The 21,357-nt window shown below is 38.0% G+C and carries 20 protein-coding genes; 11 read left to right on the top strand and 9 right to left on the bottom strand.

The annotated features are described in order from the left end of the window. Positions 1 to 54: 54 nt before the first annotated feature. The 3 genes from aroA to F0919_RS09015 are packed head-to-tail and all read right to left on the bottom strand — an operon-like array spanning position 55 to position 3,478. Entirely contained in the window at positions 55 to 1,329 is a 1,275-nt protein-coding gene (gene aroA, locus F0919_RS09025; RefSeq protein WP_150032423.1) for a 3-phosphoshikimate 1-carboxyvinyltransferase, read from the bottom strand. Then, the gene (gene aroB / locus F0919_RS09020; RefSeq protein ID WP_150032422.1) at positions 1,313 to 2,350 is read right to left on the bottom strand and encodes a 3-dehydroquinate synthase; all 1,038 of its coding nucleotides are present in this window, start codon (positions 2,348 to 2,350) and stop codon (positions 1,313 to 1,315) included. Before aroB ends, aroA begins: the two co-directional genes overlap by 17 nt. 36 nt (positions 2,351 to 2,386) lie before the next feature. Then, on the bottom strand, positions 2,387 to 3,478 hold the full coding sequence (locus F0919_RS09015; protein ID WP_150032421.1) for a chorismate mutase: 1,092 nt from the start codon (positions 3,476 to 3,478) through the stop codon (positions 2,387 to 2,389). Positions 3,479 to 3,639: 161 nt separating this feature from the next. Between F0919_RS09015 and F0919_RS09010 the strand changes: the two genes are divergently transcribed. The 3 genes from F0919_RS09010 to lptC all read left to right on the top strand — a co-directional run bounded on the left by F0919_RS09010 (position 3,640) and on the right by lptC (position 5,740). Then, positions 3,640 to 4,245, top strand: coding sequence for an LON peptidase substrate-binding domain-containing protein (locus F0919_RS09010; protein ID WP_150032420.1), 606 nt, complete (start codon positions 3,640 to 3,642; stop codon positions 4,243 to 4,245). A 66-nt stretch (positions 4,246 to 4,311) separates the two neighbouring features. Further along, a complete protein-coding gene (locus F0919_RS09005) occupies positions 4,312 to 5,037 on the top strand; it encodes a type III pantothenate kinase (RefSeq protein ID WP_150032419.1) in 726 nt (241 codons plus the stop codon). Positions 5,038 to 5,149: 112 nt separating this feature from the next. Continuing rightward, positions 5,150 to 5,740: an LPS export ABC transporter periplasmic protein LptC gene (gene lptC / locus F0919_RS09000; RefSeq protein ID WP_150032418.1), complete on the top strand. Its 591-nt coding sequence runs from the start codon at positions 5,150 to 5,152 to the stop codon at positions 5,738 to 5,740. Positions 5,741 to 5,828: 88 nt separating this feature from the next. On the opposite strand, the gene F0919_RS08995 is transcribed toward lptC, so the two are convergent. Both F0919_RS08995 and F0919_RS08990 read right to left on the bottom strand, forming a co-directional pair. After that, positions 5,829 to 6,185: a tellurite resistance TerB family protein gene (locus F0919_RS08995; protein WP_150032417.1), complete on the bottom strand. Its 357-nt coding sequence runs from the start codon at positions 6,183 to 6,185 to the stop codon at positions 5,829 to 5,831. Between the two features lie 83 nt (positions 6,186 to 6,268). Next, entirely contained in the window at positions 6,269 to 7,480 is a 1,212-nt protein-coding gene (locus F0919_RS08990; RefSeq protein ID WP_150032416.1) for an alanine dehydrogenase, read from the bottom strand. Positions 7,481 to 7,636: 156 nt separating this feature from the next. Between F0919_RS08990 and F0919_RS08985 the strand changes: the two genes are divergently transcribed. The 4 genes from F0919_RS08985 (at position 7,637) to secA (ending at position 13,483) form a co-directional block, all read left to right on the top strand. After that, the gene (locus tag F0919_RS08985; RefSeq protein WP_235903481.1) at positions 7,637 to 8,698 is read left to right on the top strand and encodes an ABC transporter permease; all 1,062 of its coding nucleotides are present in this window, start codon (positions 7,637 to 7,639) and stop codon (positions 8,696 to 8,698) included. A 121-nt stretch (positions 8,699 to 8,819) separates the two neighbouring features. Next, positions 8,820 to 9,335 (top strand): hypothetical protein, encoded by a 516-nt coding sequence (locus F0919_RS08980; protein ID WP_150032414.1) that lies wholly within the window; start codon positions 8,820 to 8,822, stop codon positions 9,333 to 9,335. Positions 9,336 to 9,579: 244 nt separating this feature from the next. Then, positions 9,580 to 10,050 (top strand): hypothetical protein, encoded by a 471-nt coding sequence (locus F0919_RS08975; protein ID WP_150032413.1) that lies wholly within the window; start codon positions 9,580 to 9,582, stop codon positions 10,048 to 10,050. A 121-nt stretch (positions 10,051 to 10,171) separates the two neighbouring features. Further along, positions 10,172 to 13,483, top strand: coding sequence for a preprotein translocase subunit SecA (secA, locus tag F0919_RS08970; protein WP_150032412.1), 3,312 nt, complete (start codon positions 10,172 to 10,174; stop codon positions 13,481 to 13,483). Between the two features lie 75 nt (positions 13,484 to 13,558). On the opposite strand, the gene F0919_RS08965 is transcribed toward secA, so the two are convergent. Together F0919_RS08965 and F0919_RS08960 are read right to left on the bottom strand one after the other, a co-directional pair. Beyond that, positions 13,559 to 14,221, bottom strand: coding sequence for a DUF1579 domain-containing protein (locus F0919_RS08965; protein WP_150032411.1), 663 nt, complete (start codon positions 14,219 to 14,221; stop codon positions 13,559 to 13,561). Positions 14,222 to 14,362: 141 nt separating this feature from the next. Further along, on the bottom strand, positions 14,363 to 15,031 hold the full coding sequence (locus F0919_RS08960; protein ID WP_150032410.1) for a TylF/MycF/NovP-related O-methyltransferase: 669 nt from the start codon (positions 15,029 to 15,031) through the stop codon (positions 14,363 to 14,365). Between the two features lie 289 nt (positions 15,032 to 15,320). Here F0919_RS08960 and F0919_RS08955 point away from each other — a divergent pair, with 289 nt between their 5' ends. After that, a complete protein-coding gene (locus F0919_RS08955; protein ID WP_190277327.1) occupies positions 15,321 to 16,133 on the top strand; it encodes a class I SAM-dependent methyltransferase in 813 nt (270 codons plus the stop codon). 143 nt (positions 16,134 to 16,276) lie between these two features. Here F0919_RS08955 and F0919_RS08950 read toward each other — a convergent pair whose 3' ends face one another. Both F0919_RS08950 and F0919_RS08945 read right to left on the bottom strand, forming a co-directional pair. Beyond that, on the bottom strand, positions 16,277 to 17,317 hold the full coding sequence (locus F0919_RS08950; RefSeq protein ID WP_190277326.1) for a DUF4476 domain-containing protein: 1,041 nt from the start codon (positions 17,315 to 17,317) through the stop codon (positions 16,277 to 16,279). A 26-nt stretch (positions 17,318 to 17,343) separates the two neighbouring features. Next, positions 17,344 to 17,844 (bottom strand): acetyl-CoA carboxylase biotin carboxyl carrier protein subunit, encoded by a 501-nt coding sequence (locus F0919_RS08945; protein WP_150032407.1) that lies wholly within the window; start codon positions 17,842 to 17,844, stop codon positions 17,344 to 17,346. Positions 17,845 to 18,029: 185 nt separating this feature from the next. Between F0919_RS08945 and F0919_RS08940 the strand changes: the two genes are divergently transcribed. The 3 genes from F0919_RS08940 to F0919_RS08930 all read left to right on the top strand — a co-directional run bounded on the left by F0919_RS08940 (position 18,030) and on the right by F0919_RS08930 (position 21,288). Further along, complete coding sequence (locus tag F0919_RS08940) at positions 18,030 to 19,970, top strand: LTA synthase family protein (RefSeq protein WP_150032406.1); 1,941 nt, start codon at positions 18,030 to 18,032, stop codon at positions 19,968 to 19,970. A gap of 97 nt (positions 19,971 to 20,067) precedes the next feature. Further along, the gene (locus F0919_RS08935) at positions 20,068 to 20,778 is read left to right on the top strand and encodes a YebC/PmpR family DNA-binding transcriptional regulator (RefSeq protein ID WP_150032405.1); all 711 of its coding nucleotides are present in this window, start codon (positions 20,068 to 20,070) and stop codon (positions 20,776 to 20,778) included. 87 nt (positions 20,779 to 20,865) lie between these two features. Next, positions 20,866 to 21,288, top strand: coding sequence for an acyl-CoA thioesterase (locus F0919_RS08930; protein WP_150032404.1), 423 nt, complete (start codon positions 20,866 to 20,868; stop codon positions 21,286 to 21,288). The last annotated feature ends 69 nt before the right edge of the window (positions 21,289 to 21,357 follow it).

The raw sequence follows: 21,357 nt of genomic DNA, 5'->3' as shown, positions 1-21,357 counted from the left end.
AGATATTAGGAAATAGATGTTAGGATTATAGTTGATTCGTAACTTATTTGCTTTTTACTTTTGAATTGACATAAGGTGCCTGAAAAAATCAGGATAAGATTTATTTACTGCTTCAATGCCATCAATAGCTACAGGTGCTTTTGCAACCAGTGCAGCAATGGCGCAAGCCATTACGATTCTATGATCGTTATGCCCGTTAAGCGTTAAAGGCTCTGATATTTTTGTTTGCCTTACAATGATCATTTTATCATCCTGAATGGTAATGTGCACACCTAATTTTTCAAACTCTGCTTGCAATGATAATGTTCTGTTACTCTCTTTATGTTCTAACCTGTGGACACCTTCAATAACACTGGTACCATTACAATGTGCTGCCAGCGCAACTAATGGCGGAAACAAATCAGGGCAATCGGTTGCATCGAAATGAAATGCTTTCAACTCATGCTTTGTAACTTCAATCTGCTCCATCTGTATGGAAAGCCTGCAACCACAGTCCTGTAAAGCTTCCAACACTTTCTTATCCGCCTGCGTTGTAAAAACATCCAGACCTTTTATAATGACATTTCCGGCAATGGCTCCGGCTACCATAAAGAAAGCAGCACTACTCCAGTCTCCCTCAATTGTATAATTCAAAGTCTTTTTAACGATGCTATCTGAAGGTTTATATTTAAAAATAAATCGTTGGTATTGGTCATTTACAGGGACATTCATACCAAAATCCTCCATTACCTTCAGCGTCAGGTCAATATAGGGCTTGCTCTTTAAATTATCTACTTCAATACTGACATCTTCTTTTGCGCTTGTTCCGAATGCAAATAATATTCCGGTAAGAAGCTGTGATGTAATACTGCCATCTACATTGCAATTAACAGGCTTCAAAGGACCTTTAATCTCCAAAGGGAGCAAGCCTTCATTCGAAAAAACAGTTACGCCCAAACCCGATAAAAATGCTTCGATAAAATGCACAGGCCTTTTCAACAGACTTCCATGTCCGACGAATGTAACTTCAGTATTTAGTAATGCAGCAATAGGAGCAAACATGCGCAATGACAAACCGCTTTCAGCACAATCAATCATGGAAAACGAAGATACCTTGGGAAGGCCATCTGAAGTAATTTCCAGTTTTTGTGCGTCTGTATAAGTCACCTTAGCGCCTAATTGCTGAATGATATTTATAGCTGCTTTATCATCATTTGATTGTCCGTAATTGTCAATAATGGTAATGCCGTTTCTAAGTAAAGCGGCCGCACAAGCACGTTGCATTACGCTTTTCGACGCAGGCGCATGTATTGTTCCCTTTATTAATGTAGGATTAATGGTTATCTGCATGAATATCTTTTCTTAAAAATCCTTCTATCGTTACTATATCGAGAGGTTCTACCGTGGCCGTTCCTACCTGAGTCAACAATACATACTGAATATCGCTTCCTTTTCTTTTTTTATCTTTCTGAATATTAGCCAATGCTGTTTCTATATTAAAACCGAAATGAACAGGCAAATGATATTTCTTCAAAAGCATTATCACATCTTCTGTGTTTTCAAATCCCGTTAATGCTGATGAAAGTTTTGCTGCAAAGGCCATTCCGATACTTATAGCATAACCATGCGGCAGTTCATATACATTTTCGATAGCATGGCCCAAAGTATGGCCGAAGTTCAATATTTTACGAATGCCGGTTTCAAATTCATCTTCCTCTACTACCTTCATTTTCAGCAAAGCATTTCTTTCAATCAATAATGCTAAAGCTTCTTTGTCTTTCTGAAAGTATTCAATGGAATGTTCTTTCAAATTGTCAAACATATCAGCATCCAGAATACAGGTGTGCTTAATGATTTCAGCAAAGCCATTTATCCATTCTGCTTTGGGCAAGGTTTTCAGCAAATCAAAATCGTATAAAATAAATGAAGGCTGCCGAATCAAACCTGCCATGTTTTTATATTCGCCAATATCCAAACCATTCTTGCCGCCTAATGATGCATCTACCATTCCTAATACCGAAGTTGGTACAAACCCGCATTTTACGCCACGTTTATAAATGCCTGCAACAAACCCCGCGATATCTGTAACAACGCCACCTCCGACTCCTATAATCGTCGCATCTCTGTCTGCCTCTAATGCTATCAACTGACGAATAATGTCATCTAAAGCTTCCAGATTTTTAGATGCTTCACCGGCAGGGATTGTAATTACTTTCCAGGACTTGAATTGCTTTTGATAATGCAGCATTACATTTTCATCAGTAATGATAAAACTGCTTTCCGGTGGCGCCAATTGCTTTAATAAATCAAATGAAGCATCAAAATATAGCTGCGTTGTATTGCCTGAAATGTTATAGGTCCGATGATGCATGTATTTAAATTAATTAATAGCCTTACTTGTTATTGATTATTTTTTATTCATCACGGCATCCTGATGCTTGATACTTTCCAGATGAATAGCATCAAAATATCTTTTAATAAATTCTTCGCTAAGTCCTGCCAATGCACCGTTACGACAAACACGTTCCAATATCTGATTCCACCTTTCCGTTTGGAGAATAGTAATATCATGTTCTTTTTTATAGAATCCGATTTCTTCAGATACTTTCATTCTGTGATATAATAATTGCAGCAATTCATCATCCAGTCTGTCTATCTGTCTTCTGAGTTTCTCCAACTCTTCATGAATCAAAGGTGATTCAACACGCTCTTTTCTCCATACAATAGCATTTAATAATTCATCCAGTTTTTCAGGAGTTATCTGCTGCTTTGCATCGCTCCAGGCTTCATCAGGTGTAATATGGCTTTCGATAATCAGACCATCGTAATCAAGATCAATAGCGTTTTGAGTAACACTTTGCAGCATATGCCTGTTGCCACAGATATGAGAAGGGTCAATTATAAAAGGTAAATCAGGGAACCTGCGTTTCATTTCCAAAGCCAGTTGCCACATAGGCGCATTCCTGAATTCGGTATCGCCATAAGATGAAAAACCCCGATGCACCAATGCAACTTTTTCTATGCCCGACTTTAATACTCTTTCTACTGCACCCGTCCAGAGCTCCAAATCAGGATTGACAGGATTTTTAATCAACACCGGTAACTGCAGTCCCGTAAAAGCATCGGCCATTTCCTGCACACTGAAGGGATTAGCTGTTGTACGTGCGCCTATCCAGATAATATCGGTATCATGTTTTAAGGCATCTTCCAGTTGCTTTGCAGTTGCTACTTCTATTGCGAATGGCAACCCGGTCAATTGTTTAGCTTTTTGCAACCATGGCAAGCCTTTACTGCCAACACCTTCAAAATTACCGGGACGCGTACGCGGCTTCCAGATACCTGCCCGCAAAACATCTACTTTGCCTGTGGCTTTTAATTGTTGCGCTATGCGTATTACTTGTTCTTCTGTTTCGGCACTGCATGGTCCGGCAATGACCCATGGCCTTTTGTTCCAAAAATCCTGTATCGTCTGTAAATTATTAATCTCCGTTTGTTCCATGTTTCTATTACATCAGGCTGCAAAATTAGGCTTTCAAATCTGCATTATTTACACCGGACCAAACCCTTATAACATTCGCCTATAGTTGAATTTACTGATTTTGTTTTATATTGCGGTTTGACAAACCATAATTACTCGTTACTATTTTCAGTGCCTTTACAATGACCAATTTCGTTCCTATTTATCCGCTTGAAACAGTTGTCTATCCTGAAGAGACAATCAAATTAACCATTAACGACCATAAATATATTCAATTAATAAATGATTGTTTTGAAGAGCAAAAAGAATTAGGTATTCAGGTAATTATTGATGGGAAAACCATGGAATATGGTACTTTGATTGAAATAACCCAATTGGAAAAACATCAGGAAGAACATTACATCAACGTTAAAGCAAAAGGTTTACAAGTATTCAGGGTTTTAGAAACGATTCATGATATTCCTGAAAAAAAATATTCCGGCGCTATAGTATCTTATCCTGAAAACGATAAGATGAAAGTGCATCCAAGCCTTTCCAAACTTATCATTGACGAGGTTAAAAACCTGTTTGAAAAATTAAATATTGAGAATGTACTCCCGTCCGAAATGCAGGACTGGTCTTCTTATGAAATTGCACATAAACTGGGGCTGACCAGAGAGCAGGAATACGAATTGTTATCTATTTTTAATGAAGTGCAAAGGATGGAATTTTTGCGGAGGTATATGAATGGCATTATGCCGGAGGTGGATGATATTGAACTCATTAAATCAAGAATGAACCTGAATTAAAAAGGTTTTTATTGGATATTTCCGGCATAAAATTATATCTTACCAATCCTTAAATAATCAATCAATATGCGCCTTTGTATCGATTGGGGTAATTCCCGTATTAAAGCAGCCATTTTTCAGGATGAAAAAATAGTAAAAGATTACAACTTCTCAGAAGATGAAGCCCTTACAGGTATTGTCGGTCTGATGGAGACACATAAGCCTAAGGCTGTTATTTTAAGTGCAGTTGCAAACTATCCGCCTGAATTGAAAATGTTGCTTCAGGATCATGCCAAACTTATAATCCTGAACAGCAATACTTCTTTGCCGATTATGAATGCCTATCACAGTCCCGATACTTTGGGCGCTGATCGTTTGGCACTGGCAGTTGCTGCCAATCATTTGTTTCCTCAATATGACAATCTTGTCATCAGCCTTGGTACAGCTATTACCTATAATTTCCTGCCTAAAAACCGTGCTTTCAGAGGCGGTAATATTACTCCGGGTATGGAAATGCGTTTTAAAGCGCTGCATGAATTCACCGACAAGTTACCTTTGGTAGCCCAACAAGGTGATTTGGTTTTATTGGGTTACGATACCGAAACCAGCATCAGAAGTGGTGTTATGATGGGTATTGCAGCAGAAATAGATGGCATGATCAATTTCTATAAAGAGCAATATCCGACATTGAACGTAACACTGACCGGCGGCAATGCTCCTTTATTTGCAGATAAAATAAAAAATCAGATTGCACACGATTCGCAGCTTTTACTAAAAGGCCTGGATGTGATCTTAAGACATAATGTGAGATAGATTCCGGATATCTGGAATTTGCAACATAATATCTATATGGAATTATCCGTTGTTCTGCCACTCTTTTGAAGAGTGGTTTTTTTATTGTTAAACCCAATATCTTTGTCCAATCATGATATCATCCGAGCGGCTATTCCATCTTATTAAAAAAACAGGGATCCTGATTTTGCTTCCTGCCATGTTTATATTTAATAGTTGTGAAAATGATTTATCGAAATTGCCCGGCAATAGCGACCTTAAAGATCTGGATGCAGACAGAGCTTCGGAAGTGACTTTTATTTACAGCGAAAACGGAAAGACAAAAGCAAAGCTATATACCAAAGAATTTGTTGGCAATGAAAATGCAAAACCGCCTTATATTGATTTTAAGAAAGGTGTAAGAATGGAACTCTTTGATGAAAATCTTAAGATTGAAAATATAGTTACAGCCAAAACGGCCCGTTATTACAACAAAGATGGCAATGTGATAGCCAAAGACAGCGTAGTGGCCCGTAATGCAAAGGGTGAAAAACTGCAATCTGAAGAATTAATCTGGAACCGGAAACTGGAAAAATTCTATACCGAAAAGTTTGTCAGGATTACCACCAAAGATCAAATAGTTTGGGGCGAAGGGCTTGAAGCTAATCAGGATTTTAGCCACGTCATCATAAAGAACCAACGTGGTTCCATTCCTGTTAACAGCAGTGATTTGCCTTTGGAATAGGCTTGTCTGACTTTGATTCTTTTTTAGGCATTGCTGTTGTTTCAATCATTTCAATAAGAAACACGATTGCCATTCATAAATTTCCTTCCTATTCGCTATGCCAGCTATCAAACAATAATTGCAGATAGTGATTTTCTTCAACGGTAATAATACCGTCGGCCTTTGTAAGATCTAATGCAAATTGAAGTAAATTATTTCTTTCTTCCGGAGTAGCATCGTCATAAAAATCATCCATATACTTAATGAAATGGCTTTCCCATTGATCGGGAGTCAAGTTGCTGATAATGGCCATTTCGTTATCGAGGCTTACGTGGAAGGGAAATTCCTGTTCCAGATAAGCCCTTATTACCATATCTTCTGAAGTCTTAAATCTAAAATCCGCCGCTGCTAATATCATCAATAAATGGTAACCTGCTATCGTTTTGTTCGTCCTGTTGTTCGGCATTCAATAAATTCTTGGGGGTTAACGGTTATTAATTGGTCGGTTGGCACCAATATTGAACTCCAAACAAATAATACATCTTTATCCTAAATCGGGTTTGCCATTAAAAGATTCAGATCTGTAAATTTGATATTAAATCTTTTGGCAATCGGAGCATTCGTTACGCAACCTTTATATAGATAGACGCCATTTCTGATGCCGGGCTTGGCTTGCAATAAATGTTCCACGCCTCCCATGTCGGCACATTCCAGCACAATGGGCATTAAAACATTGCTGATAGCCCTTGATGCTGTACGGGAAACACCCGATGCGATATTGGGAACACAGTAATGAATGACATCGTATTTCTTAAAAGTCGGGTGCTCGTGTGAGGTAGCTCTTGAAGTTTCAAAGCAGCCACCACGATCAATACTTACATCCACTACAATCGAGCCTGACTTCATATGACTCACCATCTCTTCGGTTACGACTACCGGCGTTATGCCATTCACCGGCTTTAGCGCACCTACCGCCACATCCGCATTTACCAATTCTTCCTTAAGCACTCTGGGGTCAATGACAGATGTAAATAATCTCCTGCCGATATTATTTTGCAAACGCATCAATCTGTAAATAGAATTATCAAAAACTTTTACAGAAGCGCCCAGGCCAAGAGCTGTACGCGAAGCAAATTCACCCACTACACCTGCACCTATAATAACTACTTTAGCCGGTGGCACGCCTGAAATGCCGCCAAGCAATATACCTTTACCATTATGTACATTACCTAAATATTTGGCCGCAGTCAGTATAGCAGAACTTCCTGCAATTTCACTCATAGAACGGACAATAGGATAAATGCCGGAATCATCTTTAATAGAATCGAAAGTAATACCAATAATTTTCTTTTTCATCAAAGCCTCTACCATAGATGCTTTCAGAAAAGGAAGGTGTATAGGTGAAATTATAACATGATTGGGTTGTAATAGTCCGATTTCTTCTTCTGAAATAGGAGCTGATTTTATAATCATATCAGCTTTATACACCTCAGCCTTGTCATAGACAATTCTCGCGCCGACTTCACTGAAATCATTGTCAAAATAAAAGGAATGCTCGCCTGCATTATGTTCCACAACGACCTCATGGCCATTCTGAATTAAAATATTAACCGATTCGGGCGTCAGCGGAATCCTGTTTTCCTGAAAAGAGGTTTCTTTTGGAATACCAATAAACAGACGTTTCCGGCGTGGAATGATTTCCAGCGTTTCTTCCAATGGAATGTAGGAAAAGGACGGAGAAATATGAGGTTTCGTTATCATATAAAATGGAAGGGTAAGATAATGCCTTTTCCGCTATTTCAAAAAAAATGGCTCCAATTATTATTTATTTTAACGGAAACGAAACAGCCAATCCGTTTCTTATTAATATCATTCTGTTTTTTTCCTTTAAATTGCTGCAATAATAAAACCTGTGTTTTGACGATTCGTTATTTCCTTCGGAAAATCTTTTATGGCTTCACCGTAATCTGGGGTATCGTAACCTTAGTGTTCCTGCTTTTCAATGTATTGCCTGATGATCCGGCAAGGCTTACTCTGGGACAACGAAGTGATTTGGCTTCTGTAGAAAATGTAAGAAAGGAACTAAATCTTGATAAGCCCGTCGGCATGCGCTATTTGCTGTATTTAAATGATTTGTCTCCGGTAAGTCTTCATAAGAACATAAAAGACAATACTGCGAAATACAAACCCTACCTTTCTTTTCATATTGGTAAAAACAAAGAACTTCTTCTTAAAAATCCATATCTCGGCCGCTCTTATCAAAGTAAAAGACTGGTATGGGATGTTTTGTCTGATGCATTGCCCGGAACCATTATCCTTGCTTTTGCCGCCATTGTTTTTGCAACCATTTTCGGTATTGCTTTAGGTGTTCTGGCAGCTTTAAAAAAAGACACCTGGCTCGACACATCTGCTATCCTGGCAAGTGTAGCAGGCATTTCGGCACCGTCATTTTTTGCCGGGTTGTTGATTGCCTATATTTTTGGTTATGTTTTGAGCGATATTACGGGCTTAAGTATGGTTGGCAGCCTTTGGGAATATGATACATTCGGCGGACGCTATCTTTCTGTGAAAAACCTGATCTTGCCTGCTTTAACTTTAGGCATCCGTCCTTTAGCTATTATTACGCAATTAACCCGGAGTTCTCTGCTCGACGTGCTTTCACAGGATTATATCAGAACCGCTTATGCCAAAGGCCTGAAAAAATATCAGGTAATATGGAGGCACGCTTTACCAAATGCCTTAAATCCTGTTGTAACTGCAATTTCCGGTTGGCTGGCGGAATTGCTGGCAGGTTCTTTCTTTGTGGAATTTATATTCAGCTGGAAAGGTATTGGTAAATTAACAGTCGATTCTTTAGACAAATTTGATTTTCCGATTGTAATGGGCGCCATTCTGATAACCGCTACCATTTTTGTTCTGGTAAATATGTTAACAGATTTGCTCTATACAAAAATTGATCCGAGGATTAAGTTAAGATAGCAATAAAATGTGTTTGACATTCTTAATCCTGGCAAATACCATTACTATAGAAATCATTTTGCAGATCAAATTTTCATTTATACAGAATTTCTTATAAATTAGCTGAAATTTTTAAAATCACATGAAGAAATTTACATACTTAGCTTTTGCTACACTTAGCATTTTGGCAATTGTCTCCTGCAAAAAAACCGTTATTGATATGAATGCCAATAATAGCAATAATAGTAGTGGAAGTAGTGCAGGGAATAATTCCAATGGCTCAAATAATAATACCAGCAAATTTGACTGGACGGGAACTGCGCCTTTTTCAGCGAAAGTTGATGGTACTTTATTTGTGATTGATCCAGAAAGTTTCATGCCATATGGCAATAACTTTGGTCAAATTAATGTTGGCTATTGGGATATAAATACCAGTACCCATTTGAGTCTTTGGTTTAACTCTAGCGCAACGGCTGGCAATATCTATTCTTGCACAGTCCAATACCAATTGCCTAATGTAAGCATTCATGGACCAGGAAAAGTTAAAATTATTACTAATAACTCAACCGAAGTAGAAGGTTATTTTTACGGAACTCCATCTAACAGTGACACTACTTTTAATATTACAGAAGGATATTTCAAAGTGCCGAAATCATAATAGAGATTGACGGTATTTTTATTCGATAAAGCTAAAAGAGACAACTACTTTAAAGTTGTCTCTTTTTTATCTAAAATAACCAAATAATTAACTACGTCTCCATTTTCAATCTTTTCCTACCTTTGTGACCCTTCTGCAGGAATGTCTATTTGTCAGCAATAAGTATTTTTGCACGATATTTGATCAATAATAAAAAAGGCAAAATTCAAAAGGTCAATCTCAATTTTGAATTTTAAATTAAACAATGATTGTAAAACGTATTTCTTATTTCACCTTTATGGTTGCTATCACCACGATGGCTACCGTAAGTTCGTGTCAGAAAGCAAATGCGAATACAATTTCTCCCGAAGATTTTAATACGATTGTTGCTGCACTAAGCGAACATGAGTTATTTGATTTTGGTTTTCAGTATGAAGACGCTTCAACAGACTATAACCTTAAACTTCAAAGGCTCTTAAAAAATAAAGGTCTCAAAGCCGGCACTTTTCAAATAAAGGCGGCGTCTTCGGGAAAAGAAAAAGTACTCAACCTTATTCTGGTTGTTGACAAAAACTACAGAGGCCATGTAGGCTCTGCCATTTTTGACAGTTATCCGGACCATATTTCCTTTCGGCACTCCAAGTCATATAGTCAATCTGACAAAATATCTCTTCCTTTTTTTGCAGCCGATATCCGAAAAGATATTGCGTGCAGAAATCTTATTTTATTGATATAGAATTTCATTAGGGTTCATCAGAAACGGACCGTTGTTGAAGTGTAATTTTATTATACGCTTTAATGAGTCAGTGGCATTTTGCCAACTCAAATTTCTATTTTCAAATTTCAAAACACAAACAATGTTAGGTTTTATCAATAAAATTTTCGGTGGTAGCAAATCCGAAAAAGATGTAAAAAAAATTCAGCCCTTAGTAAAGGAAATCAATCAGCATTTTGAAAGCTATCAATCTTTATCCAATGATGAATTGCGTGCAAAAACACAATCTTTTCGTGATCGTATAGCAAAGCATTTAGCTGATGTTGATGCACAAATCGTTTCTAAAAAAGCAGAAGCAGATAGCATCACAGATCTACATGAACGCGAAACAATTTATAATGACGCTGATAAATTAGAAAAGAAACGTAACGAATTACTGGAAGAAGCTTTGGAAAGCATTTTGCCCGAAGCTTTTGCAGTAATGAAAGATACAGCCCGCCGCTTCAAGGAAAATACTGAAGTCATTGCAACAGCAACAGATTTAGACAGAGATTTAGCTGCAACCAAAGATTATGTTCGTATTGAAGGCGATAAAGCTATTTATAATAATACATGGTCGGCTGCCGGCGTTCCTGTAACCTGGAACATGCTGCACTATGATGTTCAGTTGATTGGCGGTACAGTTTTGCATCAGGGTAAAATTGCCGAAATGGCGACAGGTGAAGGTAAAACATTGGTTTCTACCCTACCTGCTTATCTGAATGCTTTAGCGGGCAAAGGCGTGCACGTTGTAACGGTGAATGACTATCTGGCTCGTCGTGACCAGGAATGGAATGGACCTGTATTTGAGTGGCTGGGACTTACTGTTGATTGTATCGATAAACACCAGCCAAACTCTCCGCAACGCCGTAAAGCTTATATGGCGGATCTTACATACGGTACCAATAACGAATTCGGCTTTGATTACCTGCGTGATAACATGGTGCATAATCCTGAAGAAATGGTGCAACGCAAACATCATTTTGCAATGGTGGATGAGGTGGATAGCGTATTAGTGGATGATGCACGTACACCGCTTATCATTTCCGGCCCGGTTCCAAAAGGCGATGAACAACAATTTCATATCCTTAAACCAAGAATTGAAAAAATAATTGAAGCTCAAAAACGCATCGTAAACCAAAGCTTGACCGAAGCAAAGAAATTAATTGCAGAAGGTAAAACAGATAAGGATAACGGTGGTTTACATTTATATCGTGCTTACAGAGGTTTACCTAAAAATACTGCAATCATTAAGTATCTGAGTGAAGAAGGTAACAAGCAAATTTTACAAAAAGCAGAAAACCATTTCATAGGCGAGCAACAACGCAATATGCCTAAAGTAAACGAAGAATTGTATTTCTATATTGATGAAAAACAAAACAGCGTTGACCTTACAGATAAAGGCCTTGCAATGATTACAGGTGCCGGTGAAGATCCTAACTTCTTCATACTTCCTGAAATCAGTGTGGCATTAGCTGATATTGAAAAGGCTGATGTCACTCCTGAAGAAAAATTACAACGCAAAGATGCGGTACTTCAGGAATATGCAGCCAAAGCTGACAGAATCCATTCCGTTCAGCAATTGTTGAAAGCCTATACTTTATTTGAGAAAGACGTAGAGTATGTGGTAATGGATGAAAAAGTAAAAATCGTTGATGAACAAACCGGTCGTATTATGGAAGGCCGCCGTTACAGCGATGGGTTGCACCAGGCGATTGAAGCAAAAGAAAATGTAACGGTAGAAGCTGCTACACAAACCTTTGCTACAGTTACTTTGCAAAATTACTTCCGTATGTACCACAAGCTTTGCGGTATGACAGGTACGGCTGAAACAGAAGCAGGTGAATTCTGGGAAATCTATAAACTGGATGTGGTAACAATTCCGACCAATGTCGCTATTGCACGTAATGACCGTCAGGATTTGGTTTATAAGACTAAACGTGAAAAATACAAAGCTGTTATTGATGAGATTGAAGCAATGCGAGCAATAGGCCGCCCGGTATTGGTGGGTACAACTTCAGTTGAAGTTTCTGAATTACTGGGACGTATGTTGCAGCAAAAGAAAATTCAGCACAATGTACTGAATGCAAAACAGCACTCCCGTGAGGCACAAGTAGTTGCCGAAGCAGGTTTGGCAGGCGCTATTACTATTGCTACCAATATGGCGGGTCGTGGTACGGATATTAAATTAGGTGCAGGCGTAAAAGAAGCGGGTGGTTTGGCTATCATTGGTACAGAGCGCCACGAAAGCCGTCGTGTGGACAGGCAGTTACGTGGTCGTGCCGGTCGTCAGGGAGATCCGGGTACTTCTCAATTCTTTGTTTCTCTGGAAGATGATTTGATGCGTTTATTCGGGTCAGAACGTATTGCTTCCATGATGGACAAAATGGGTCATAAAGAAGGTGATGTATTGCAACATGGCATGATTACCAAATCCATTGAAAGAGCACAAAAGAAAGTAGAAGAAAACAACTTTGGTATCCGTAAGAACTTGCTGGAGTACGATGATGTAATGAACACTCAACGTGATGTAATTTACAAACGTCGCCGCCATGCTTTATTCGGAGAACGTCTGGCTATAGATTTGGATAATGCCATGTATGATGTTTGCGCAAATATTGCTGAAGAATTTGGCGGAGATTTCGAAAACTTCAAACTGGAAGTGGTAAAGCAATTGGCTATGGAGCCGGATATGAAGCCTGAAGATTTGAAAGACAGCGCGAAAGCAGGCGATAAATTATATCATCAGGCTAAGGAATTCTATCAACGCAAAATGGATAGCATGCGTGAGCATTTACATCCGCAATTTGTAAATATCCAGAAAGAACAAGGCGGTCGTGTTGAAAACATAGTTATACCATTTACAGATGGCATCAGAGGCATGCAATTGTATGTCGGACTGCAGGATGCTATTGAAAGAGAAGCAAAACCAATCGTTGAAACATTGGAAAGAAATATCACGCTTTCCATGATTGATGAAGCCTGGAAAGACCATTTGCGCGGCATGGATGATTTACGCCAGTCCGTACGTATGGCTTCTTACGAACAAAAAGATCCGTTGTTGATTTACAAATTCGAAGCCTTTGAATTATTCAAGAAAGCTTTATTGGAAATCAATCAGCATATCATTTCGTTCTTGTTCCGTGCAGGTATTCCTATGCAGGAAGCGCCACCACAACCGGTTCAGCAAGTGCCTCAGCAACGTACTGACATGAGCCAGATGCATAACAATAAAGCAGAGATTGATGCGGCTGGAAGTGCATATGCAGCTGATGAAAATGATTATTATACAGAACCGACTGCACCACCGGTAAAGCGTCAGCCAATGGTTGCAGAACCGAAGATTGGCCGTAATGATCCTTGTCCATGCGGTAGTGGCAAAAAATACAAAGCGTGCCATGGTGCGCATTTATAAGCACATAACAATACTTGTTATAAAAGAAAAACTCAAGCTTTAAAGCTTGAGTTTTTCTTTTATTTACAGGAGTAATTACATTTTCTTTGTTGAACTAATCTCCATCATTTTAAACATTTTTCCCGTTTTAGGATCCGGGCCGTACATTTCCATTTTATGATGTGTGTCGTCAACAATACTAATTACTTGTTTCGTTTCACATTCTTTACCCGGATGGCAAATATCAGGAGACATTCCCGAAAGCGTTAAAGTTTTAGCAGAAGCATCATAATCACCGGTTAAATGCATCACACCTGTACCAAAATTATCTACCCATATATCCACAAACTTTTTAGTTGCATTGTCATAAGCTAACAAATCATGACCTTCAAAAGACATTCCCATCATATCTCCTTTATGGGTACTGCTAAGATATTTGCCACCCAGAATCATTTTATATTCGGCATGTACTTTTGATTGCCTGGGAGCCGAACCTTCATAATCCCAGGAAGTCATATCGCCTTCCCATGATCCTTCCCAGGAAGCAAGCATTTTGTGCATTTCTCCGGGAGTAGCATATTCCATCCACTTTTGCATCATAGTTGCCGAATCAACCGGAACCCAGGCCTCTTCAGTCTTCGCATCATTAGTTGCAGTAGTTACAGTATCATTTTTTACTGCCTCATTCTGATTTCCATTATTGTTGCAGGAAACCAATAATAGTGCTGCCGCACATGAAAGTAGGAACGTTTTTTTCATATTTTGAAAATTTAGAAAAACAAAATACAAATTTATCCCATAGATAAAGAATCGGTTTGTTAAGAAACAGATAATTGTTTATTCCTATATAGCGTTAATCGAGGATATAAATAATCGAGGATGTGAAGAATAAAAATCGTCTTATTTCGTAATTATAACCGTTCCTCCGCTATCGGGAATAGGAACGTAATTGATTCCATTCTCATTACAATATTTCAAAACAGCCGGGCGGGCGCCTTTATATTCATCGTTATTAAAATCATGAATAAAAATATAACCACCTTTTTCAAGTCTGGGATAAAAGAAAATCAACCCCTGAAGAATGGGCTCATAAAGGTCTGCATCCAGACTAACGAAGCAAAAAGAATCTTCTACATCTGAAGCTGTATCAGGGAAAAAGCCTTTTTTCACAATACACTTTTCAGGATAAGGCATGTTACTCATTACCATTTGCACACTTGTATCGGAAAAATCCTGATCACCTTTTGAATACCCGCTATTTTTTTCAACCTCCACATCTTTTCCGTCAAAGCCCTCGAAAGTATCAAAGAGATAAAGTTTTCTGTCGCTAAACAACTTATTCATGCGCTTTGCAAAAACACCCTTATAAACGCCTACTTCCGCTATATTTCCCTTCACACCTTTATTAATAATTTCTTCATAGCAAAGCCCCAAAGTTGAAAAGCGCACATAGTCATAATTAGGCGGCAGACTTTGGCTCGATTTATAATTGAGCGATTTGGTCAGGTATAAGCTTTTAGTCGCTAATATTTTGGACAACGAATGAAAGAGGAATCTTGAAACGGACATATAAGTTATTTCACAGAATATATAATCTATGATGGAAATTGTTCTTTTTAAGCCTTCAAAAATAGTGTATAAATTTCATTCTTTATACCTTTAAAAGGTACTTCTCTTTCCAAAACAGTGAGGAAGATTGCAAATAACGATTGAATAAATAATTATAGCTGTACAACGCATTAAACAAAACAGAATAAAAGCACGTAGCTAAAACACGAAGCAGTATTCCTGACAAACTTAGTACCATTGATTCAAAGCCTATTCCTTAGATTTGCAAAAATCGTAAAAACCAATGCAAATGACCCCCGAACATTTTTTTGAGCTATTCCTGAAAGAGCTGGAGCAGCATGAAGAGATGCATCGTTATTATAAATTTTTAGGTAAGCCTTCCTCTTTTCATTTCAGAAAGAATTATTTTTTAGAAAGACTCAGATACATAGCCGCGCATATTAATAATCCGGCAAAAGCGGTATGGGATTGTGGTTCAGGCTATGGAACAACAGGTCTGTTCCTTGCCATGAATGGCATAAAAGTACATGGTACAACCCTGGAGTTTTATTTTGAAAGTGTAAATGAACGTTACGGATACTGGAATCAGTTCGGGAATGCCAATTTATTTACCTGTTCGTATGAAAACTTATTTGATGCGCCACCACCGGCTGAAAGCTACGACTGCATCATAGTTCAGGATACGCTTCATCATCTGGAACCAATTGACGATGCTTTAGGGATTTTTCATAAAGCTTTAAAAAAGGAAGGCAATATAATTGCCATCGAGGAAAACGGCAGCAACATTATCCAAAATATTAAGCTTTATAAATACAGAGGTAATAAACGTATTATCAAGCATTGGGATGAAAAGTTGCAGAAGGATATCTTAATCGGCAATGAAAACATCAGAAGCCTTAAAGAATGGAACCATCTGATGACAAACAATCATTTTGAAGTTGATAAAAAGTCGATACAATATGTACGTTACTTTTTACCTTACAGGTATAAGAATACGGATCCTGAAACTCTTTTGAAAATGGAAAATGAAATTCAGCAAAAAAGCAAACTCAGAAAAGAATACCTGTTTTTCGGACTGAATTTTAAAGCAAACAAAAAATAAGCGTCTTTTTGCGAGAAGTGAATCTATTATTTTTTACAGATTTGACAACTTTTAAAAAGTTGTCAAATCTCAAATTCTACAGTGATAACCTTTTTTAGATTGTTTATCCCTTTCAAAAGTTGTCAAATCTAAGGCGATGAACTTTATTTCGGGTTAATTATCTCCTTAAACTTCTCTTTCAGATAGTTTGTTTTGAATAGCGCTTCCAGTTTTGGATAATTATCCTGGTCGCTTGTTCTTGAAAACAGGATTTTCGTTACTTCATACCTTCCTGACTGCGTCTCAAGATTATTAGCTATAATCCGTACCTGTTCTGTTGTGAAGCAGTATCTGTTCTTGTCCTTATTCAGCACTTTCAATTTGTCATCATCGGTTACCTGATCAAGAATTTTCGTTGCAAAATCTTCAAAAGCATCATTTGACATTGCGGTTTTGCAATCTGAATTCGGAATACCAGGAGCAACTAAAGTATTATTGCCGGCCTCTTTCTTATCTTCTTCAAATTCATCGGCATCTGCAGCAGCAAGCCTGTTATCTGTATCAGGTTCTATAGTACGTCCCGGTCTGGTTGCAACGGGAACAGTTGCTACAGGAACAGTAGCAGGAGGTATGCTTCCACCGGCAGTGTTCAGTTCCATGTCAGGAATAAACTTGCGCTCTTTCGGAGTTTCCGCCTGATTTACGGCATCATCGGTTTTCGTTTTTTTCGATTTGGTTTTTGCAGAAGGTACAAATGCAGGTAAAGTTTCCGTCGTATTTACCTGCGATGAAGTAACAGGAGGTACATTTACGGCTGCGGTGTTTACGGGCAATAGCCGATCATCATTAATATCATTACCCGAAACCAATGAAAAGCCCTGCTGCATATCATACAAAGCAAACTGGCGGTCATTTATTTTCTTCAACAGAAAACCTCTGCTGCCACCTTCTGGGATTTTTACAACGAACTTTTGAGGCGGAAACAAATTCTGCTGAAATAAGATTTCTATATTGGTTACACCCGCATCAAGATTGGGAAGAATACAGTAATTCTTACCTAACCTTGGCATCATTTGTCCTTCCAGCTTTACATAAAAAGGTGTTTGCTTATCACCTTCTATATATATATAAGCATAATCTTTGGCCATCAAGGTATTAACAGAAAAGGCCAACAATAAAAGTATAGACAGGATATGTTTTTTCATCGGTTCATCTTTTTGCGTCATAGCAATTAAGCTAATTCAATCAGCACTTCACCTTTCTCCACAGCTTTACGTTCTTCAACTTTAATAGCTTTTACAATTGCATCTGCCGGAGCTTTAAAAACATTTTCCATTTTCATAGCCTCCAGAATCAATACAGGCTCTCCTTTCTTAATGTTCTGGCCTTCCTCCACCAATATTTTTAATATCAGGCCCGGCATTGGCGCTTTAATGGTATCTGCTTTCTTTACGGTAGAAATATTAAGGCCCATGCTTTGCAAAAGCTGGTCAATCGGTTCTTTAATGGAAAGTTCATATATATTTCCATTAATCTTCAGCTTCATTTGTTTGGCATCGCGATCAATATTTTCAATAATGGCATTATAGCTCTTTCCATTTGCAAGAATGCTGAAAGTACCATCAGGCAATGCTTTCATGTCCCATGAAACAGCAGATTCGTTTAATTGTGCTATATCGTTCTCAACAGAAACATTCCATTCGGAGCGATCGTTTATTTTAATTTTATTCATTTATAATTGTGCAATAATAGCTGCAAATGTAAGGTTTTATACAAAGGCATTTTTCAAAATCCAAATTTTTACTTTGTCAGAAAAGAGTGCCTGCTTCAAAAATCAGGACACAATTTATAGAATAGCTTTACCTTTATTTTATCAAAACTTCACCAATAAATTTACTTTAACGATATTAATCATCAATGTCGCGTTACTTTTTAGCACTTTCAAAAGCCTGTTGTCTTATTTTCAGCTTATTGTTATTCTATGCTGTATTCAGGATCTGCTTTTTTCTTTTTAATCAAAATACCTTTACAGATTTATCTTTCGTCGATTTTATAGCCTTAATGCTTCATGGCATAAGATTTGATCTTTCAGCCATTCTTGCACTGAATGGTTTACTTGCGTTTCTTTTATTGCTTCCCTTCGACACTTTAAAATACCGGAACTTTCAAAAAATCATCGGCCTGCTTTTTATAATAATTAATAGTATTGCATTGTTGTTTGAAGCAAGTGACTGGATTTACTTTGCTTTTAATCATAAGCGTGCGACTATAGATATTCTTGCATTAATAACATCCAAAGGCGATTTTCTTTCTTTATTACCTGACTTTATCAGGTTGTACTGGTATTTGCTGATACCTATCATTGCAGTCATTTATTTATATGCAAGGCTGTATAAAAACATCGACAGAAAATTTGAAAAAGCACATTCAAACATAAAGCCTGAACAGCACCAACTAAAGACACCTTTACTATTTTTATTGCGTTTCTGCATATTATTAATTACTTCAGCATTGATTGTAGTTGGCATACGCGGTGGTATTCAGTTCATTCCAATCAATATAAGAAATGCTATAGAAGTCAGTCCGCCAAAATATACAGCTATTGTGCTGAATACACCGTTCAGCATCATCAATTCCTGGCAGGGCGACAGGTTGGAAGAAATGCATTTTATGCCTGATGAAGCAGCAAGGCAACTCATAAATCCGGTTAAGCAATATAATAATAACCAGGATTTTCAGAAAAAAAATGTTGTAATAATCATTGTGGAAGGGCTTTCCAAGGAATTTACAAAATTAGGCGGCTTTAAAAGCTATACGCCGTTTTTAGATAGCCTGATGGACCAAAGCATGACTTTCAGTAATGCTTATGCCAATGGTTTGCATTCTAATGAAGGCCTGCCTGCAATTGTCGCAAGTATTCCTGCATTGATGGAAGAACCGATTACGACCTCTATTTACAGCAATAATCATTTCACTGCCCTACCCGCTTTGCTTGATGCAGAAAATTACACAACGGCCTTTTATCATGGCGCTACCAATGGCTCCATGAGCTTTGATATTTTTTCGAAGGAAGCAGGCTATCAAAAGTATTTCGGCAGGACAGAATATAATAATGAAAAAGACTACGACGGAAGCTGGGGAATCTATGATGAACCTTTCCTGCAGTATTTCATAAAGGGCATGAATAATATGCCACAACCTTTTATGACAACGGTTTTTACGGTTACATCCCACCACCCTTTCCCATTACCTGCAAAATATAAAAATACCTTTCCAAAAGGCACTATGCCGGTGCAGGAATCTATCGGTTATACCGATTTTGCTATTCGTCGCTTCTTTGAAACAGCCAGCAAAGAGGCCTGGTATAAAAATACACTCTTTGTTATAACTGCCGATCATTGCTCTCCTTATGCAAGCAATGATTATTATGCTTCAGGATTAGGCCGCTACCAGATTCCGATTATATTTTTTGCACCGGGAGATTCAGGCTTAAAGGGCATGAACAAGACTTTAATGCAGCAAATCGATATCCAGCCAAGTATTTTAGATTATTTAGGCTATAAAAAGCCTTTCTTTTCCTTCGGTAGCAGCGCTTTCGCAACCAATGAACCTAAATTCATGGCTGCAAAACTGAGCGGCATTTATAATTGGGTGAACAATGGTTATCAATTAAAAATTTCAGATAATAAGATTATTGAGGCATACCAGTATCCGGTGGATTCTTTGGGAAAAAACAATCTTGTCAATGCCATTGACACAATTAAAGAAGCACAAAAAGCAATGCGGAACTGGGAAGCTTTTGTACAGATTTATAATGGCGCTTTGATAAATAATAAGATGTTTGTCCCATCTAAATAGCATCTTTTATCCTGTTCACGAAAAAAGGGATAAGAGGTTGAATGCCGCCAAATTTTAATTATTTTTGCAACCTTATTAAAAAAATTCATCCATATTTATGGGACGTATATTTGAAGTTCGTAAATCTAAAATGTTTGCCCGCTATGATAAAATGGCGAAAGGCTTTACCAGAATAGGAAAGGAGATCGCTATCGCGGTAAAAAAAGGTGGTGCAAGTCCTGAAACAAATCCAGCATTGCGCCGCTGTATGCAAAATGCCAAAGCCATCAACATGCCTAAGGACCGTGTGGAAGCGGCCATCAAAAATGCCTTGGGAAAAGATACCAGCAGTTACGAGGAGGTTTTGTATGAAGGTTATGCTCCACATGGCATTGCTATACTGGTAGAAACTGCAACAGACAATACAACCAGAACAGTTGCCAATGTCCGTTCCTTATTCAATAAAACCGGCGGAACCCTTGGAAATAGTGGTTCTGTAGCCTTTACATTTCGTCATTTAGGTATGTTTAAATTGAACCCCGAAGGCTTGAGCACCGATGAACTTGAATTGGAATTGATTGATGCGGGACTGGATGAATTAGGTGAAGACAGTGACGGAAATCTGATTATTCGTTGTGAGTTTGCCGATTTTGGCAACATGCAAAAAGCATTAGAAGAAAAAGGAATCACGCCTATTTCTTCTGAAACAGAATGGCTTCCATCAAATACCGTTGAAGTAACTGATGAACAAGCTGAAGATGTTTTCAAATTAATAGAACGTGTTGAGCAGGATGATGATGTTCAGCGTGTGTTTCATAATATGGCTTAATTTTAGTGGTTAGTCGATAGTGTATAGTTGTTAGTATAGCAATTCAATTAACTATCGACTATTTACTAACAACTATCTACTAAATAAATGTACACCTCAACAACCCAGATAAGAGTACGATACGGCGAAACGGATCAGATGGGTTATTTGTATTATGGCTTTTATGCTTTGTATTATGAGCAGGGACGAGCGGAAGCAATTCGCCAGTTGGGCTTTACTTACAGGGAATTGGAAGAAGCCGGAGTTATGATGCCGGTTGTTGAAATGAATGCAAAATATTACCGTCCGGCCTTGTATGATGATTTGGTAACTGTAAAAACGAGCCTGAAAGTTTTAGATAAAGAAAGCTCTCAGATACAGTTCCATTCTGATTTATACAACGAAGCAGGCAAGTTATTGAATGAAGGTATTGTAACGCTTGTCTTTTTTGATCCTAAAACAAAAAGAAAGATTCCGATGCCTGAAATTTTATTTGAAAAATTAATACCTTTTTTTAGCCTCCCTCATTAGAGAAGACAAACACCCCGAAGACTATAACGTTTTCGGGGTATTTGTTGTATGATATGAAAACTATCAAAA

The organism is Taibaiella lutea, assembly GCF_008629695.1.
In the GTDB taxonomy this organism is placed as follows: domain Bacteria; phylum Bacteroidota; class Bacteroidia; order Chitinophagales; family Chitinophagaceae; genus Taibaiella; species Taibaiella lutea.
This window is presented reverse-complemented; position numbering and strand designations above follow the sequence as displayed.

What these genes read in the sequence shown, in the direction of transcription:
- aroA (WP_150032423.1), bottom strand. Translation starts at nt 1,329, where the DNA reads ATGCAGATAACCATTAATCCTACATTAATAAAGGGAACAATACATGCG.
- aroB (WP_150032422.1), bottom strand. Translation starts at nt 2,350, where the DNA reads ATGCATCATCGGACCTATAACATTTCAGGCAATACAACGCAGCTATAT.
- F0919_RS09015 (WP_150032421.1), bottom strand. Translation starts at nt 3,478, where the DNA reads ATGGAACAAACGGAGATTAATAATTTACAGACGATACAGGATTTTTGG.
- F0919_RS09010 (WP_150032420.1), top strand. Translation starts at nt 3,640, where the DNA reads ATGACCAATTTCGTTCCTATTTATCCGCTTGAAACAGTTGTCTATCCT.
- F0919_RS09005 (WP_150032419.1), top strand. Translation starts at nt 4,312, where the DNA reads ATGCGCCTTTGTATCGATTGGGGTAATTCCCGTATTAAAGCAGCCATT.
- lptC (WP_150032418.1), top strand. Translation starts at nt 5,150, where the DNA reads ATGATATCATCCGAGCGGCTATTCCATCTTATTAAAAAAACAGGGATC.
- F0919_RS08995 (WP_150032417.1), bottom strand. Translation starts at nt 6,185, where the DNA reads ATGCCGAACAACAGGACGAACAAAACGATAGCAGGTTACCATTTATTG.
- F0919_RS08990 (WP_150032416.1), bottom strand. Translation starts at nt 7,480, where the DNA reads ATGATAACGAAACCTCATATTTCTCCGTCCTTTTCCTACATTCCATTG.
- F0919_RS08980 (WP_150032414.1), top strand. Translation starts at nt 8,820, where the DNA reads ATGAAGAAATTTACATACTTAGCTTTTGCTACACTTAGCATTTTGGCA.
- F0919_RS08975 (WP_150032413.1), top strand. Translation starts at nt 9,580, where the DNA reads ATGATTGTAAAACGTATTTCTTATTTCACCTTTATGGTTGCTATCACC.
- secA (WP_150032412.1), top strand. Translation starts at nt 10,172, where the DNA reads ATGTTAGGTTTTATCAATAAAATTTTCGGTGGTAGCAAATCCGAAAAA.
- F0919_RS08965 (WP_150032411.1), bottom strand. Translation starts at nt 14,221, where the DNA reads ATGAAAAAAACGTTCCTACTTTCATGTGCGGCAGCACTATTATTGGTT.
- F0919_RS08960 (WP_150032410.1), bottom strand. Translation starts at nt 15,031, where the DNA reads ATGTCCGTTTCAAGATTCCTCTTTCATTCGTTGTCCAAAATATTAGCG.
- F0919_RS08955 (WP_190277327.1), top strand. Translation starts at nt 15,321, where the DNA reads ATGACCCCCGAACATTTTTTTGAGCTATTCCTGAAAGAGCTGGAGCAG.
- F0919_RS08950 (WP_190277326.1), bottom strand. Translation starts at nt 17,317, where the DNA reads ATGAAAAAACATATCCTGTCTATACTTTTATTGTTGGCCTTTTCTGTT.
- F0919_RS08945 (WP_150032407.1), bottom strand. Translation starts at nt 17,844, where the DNA reads ATGAATAAAATTAAAATAAACGATCGCTCCGAATGGAATGTTTCTGTT.
- F0919_RS08940 (WP_150032406.1), top strand. Translation starts at nt 18,030, where the DNA reads ATGTCGCGTTACTTTTTAGCACTTTCAAAAGCCTGTTGTCTTATTTTC.
- F0919_RS08935 (WP_150032405.1), top strand. Translation starts at nt 20,068, where the DNA reads ATGGGACGTATATTTGAAGTTCGTAAATCTAAAATGTTTGCCCGCTAT.
- F0919_RS08930 (WP_150032404.1), top strand. Translation starts at nt 20,866, where the DNA reads ATGTACACCTCAACAACCCAGATAAGAGTACGATACGGCGAAACGGAT.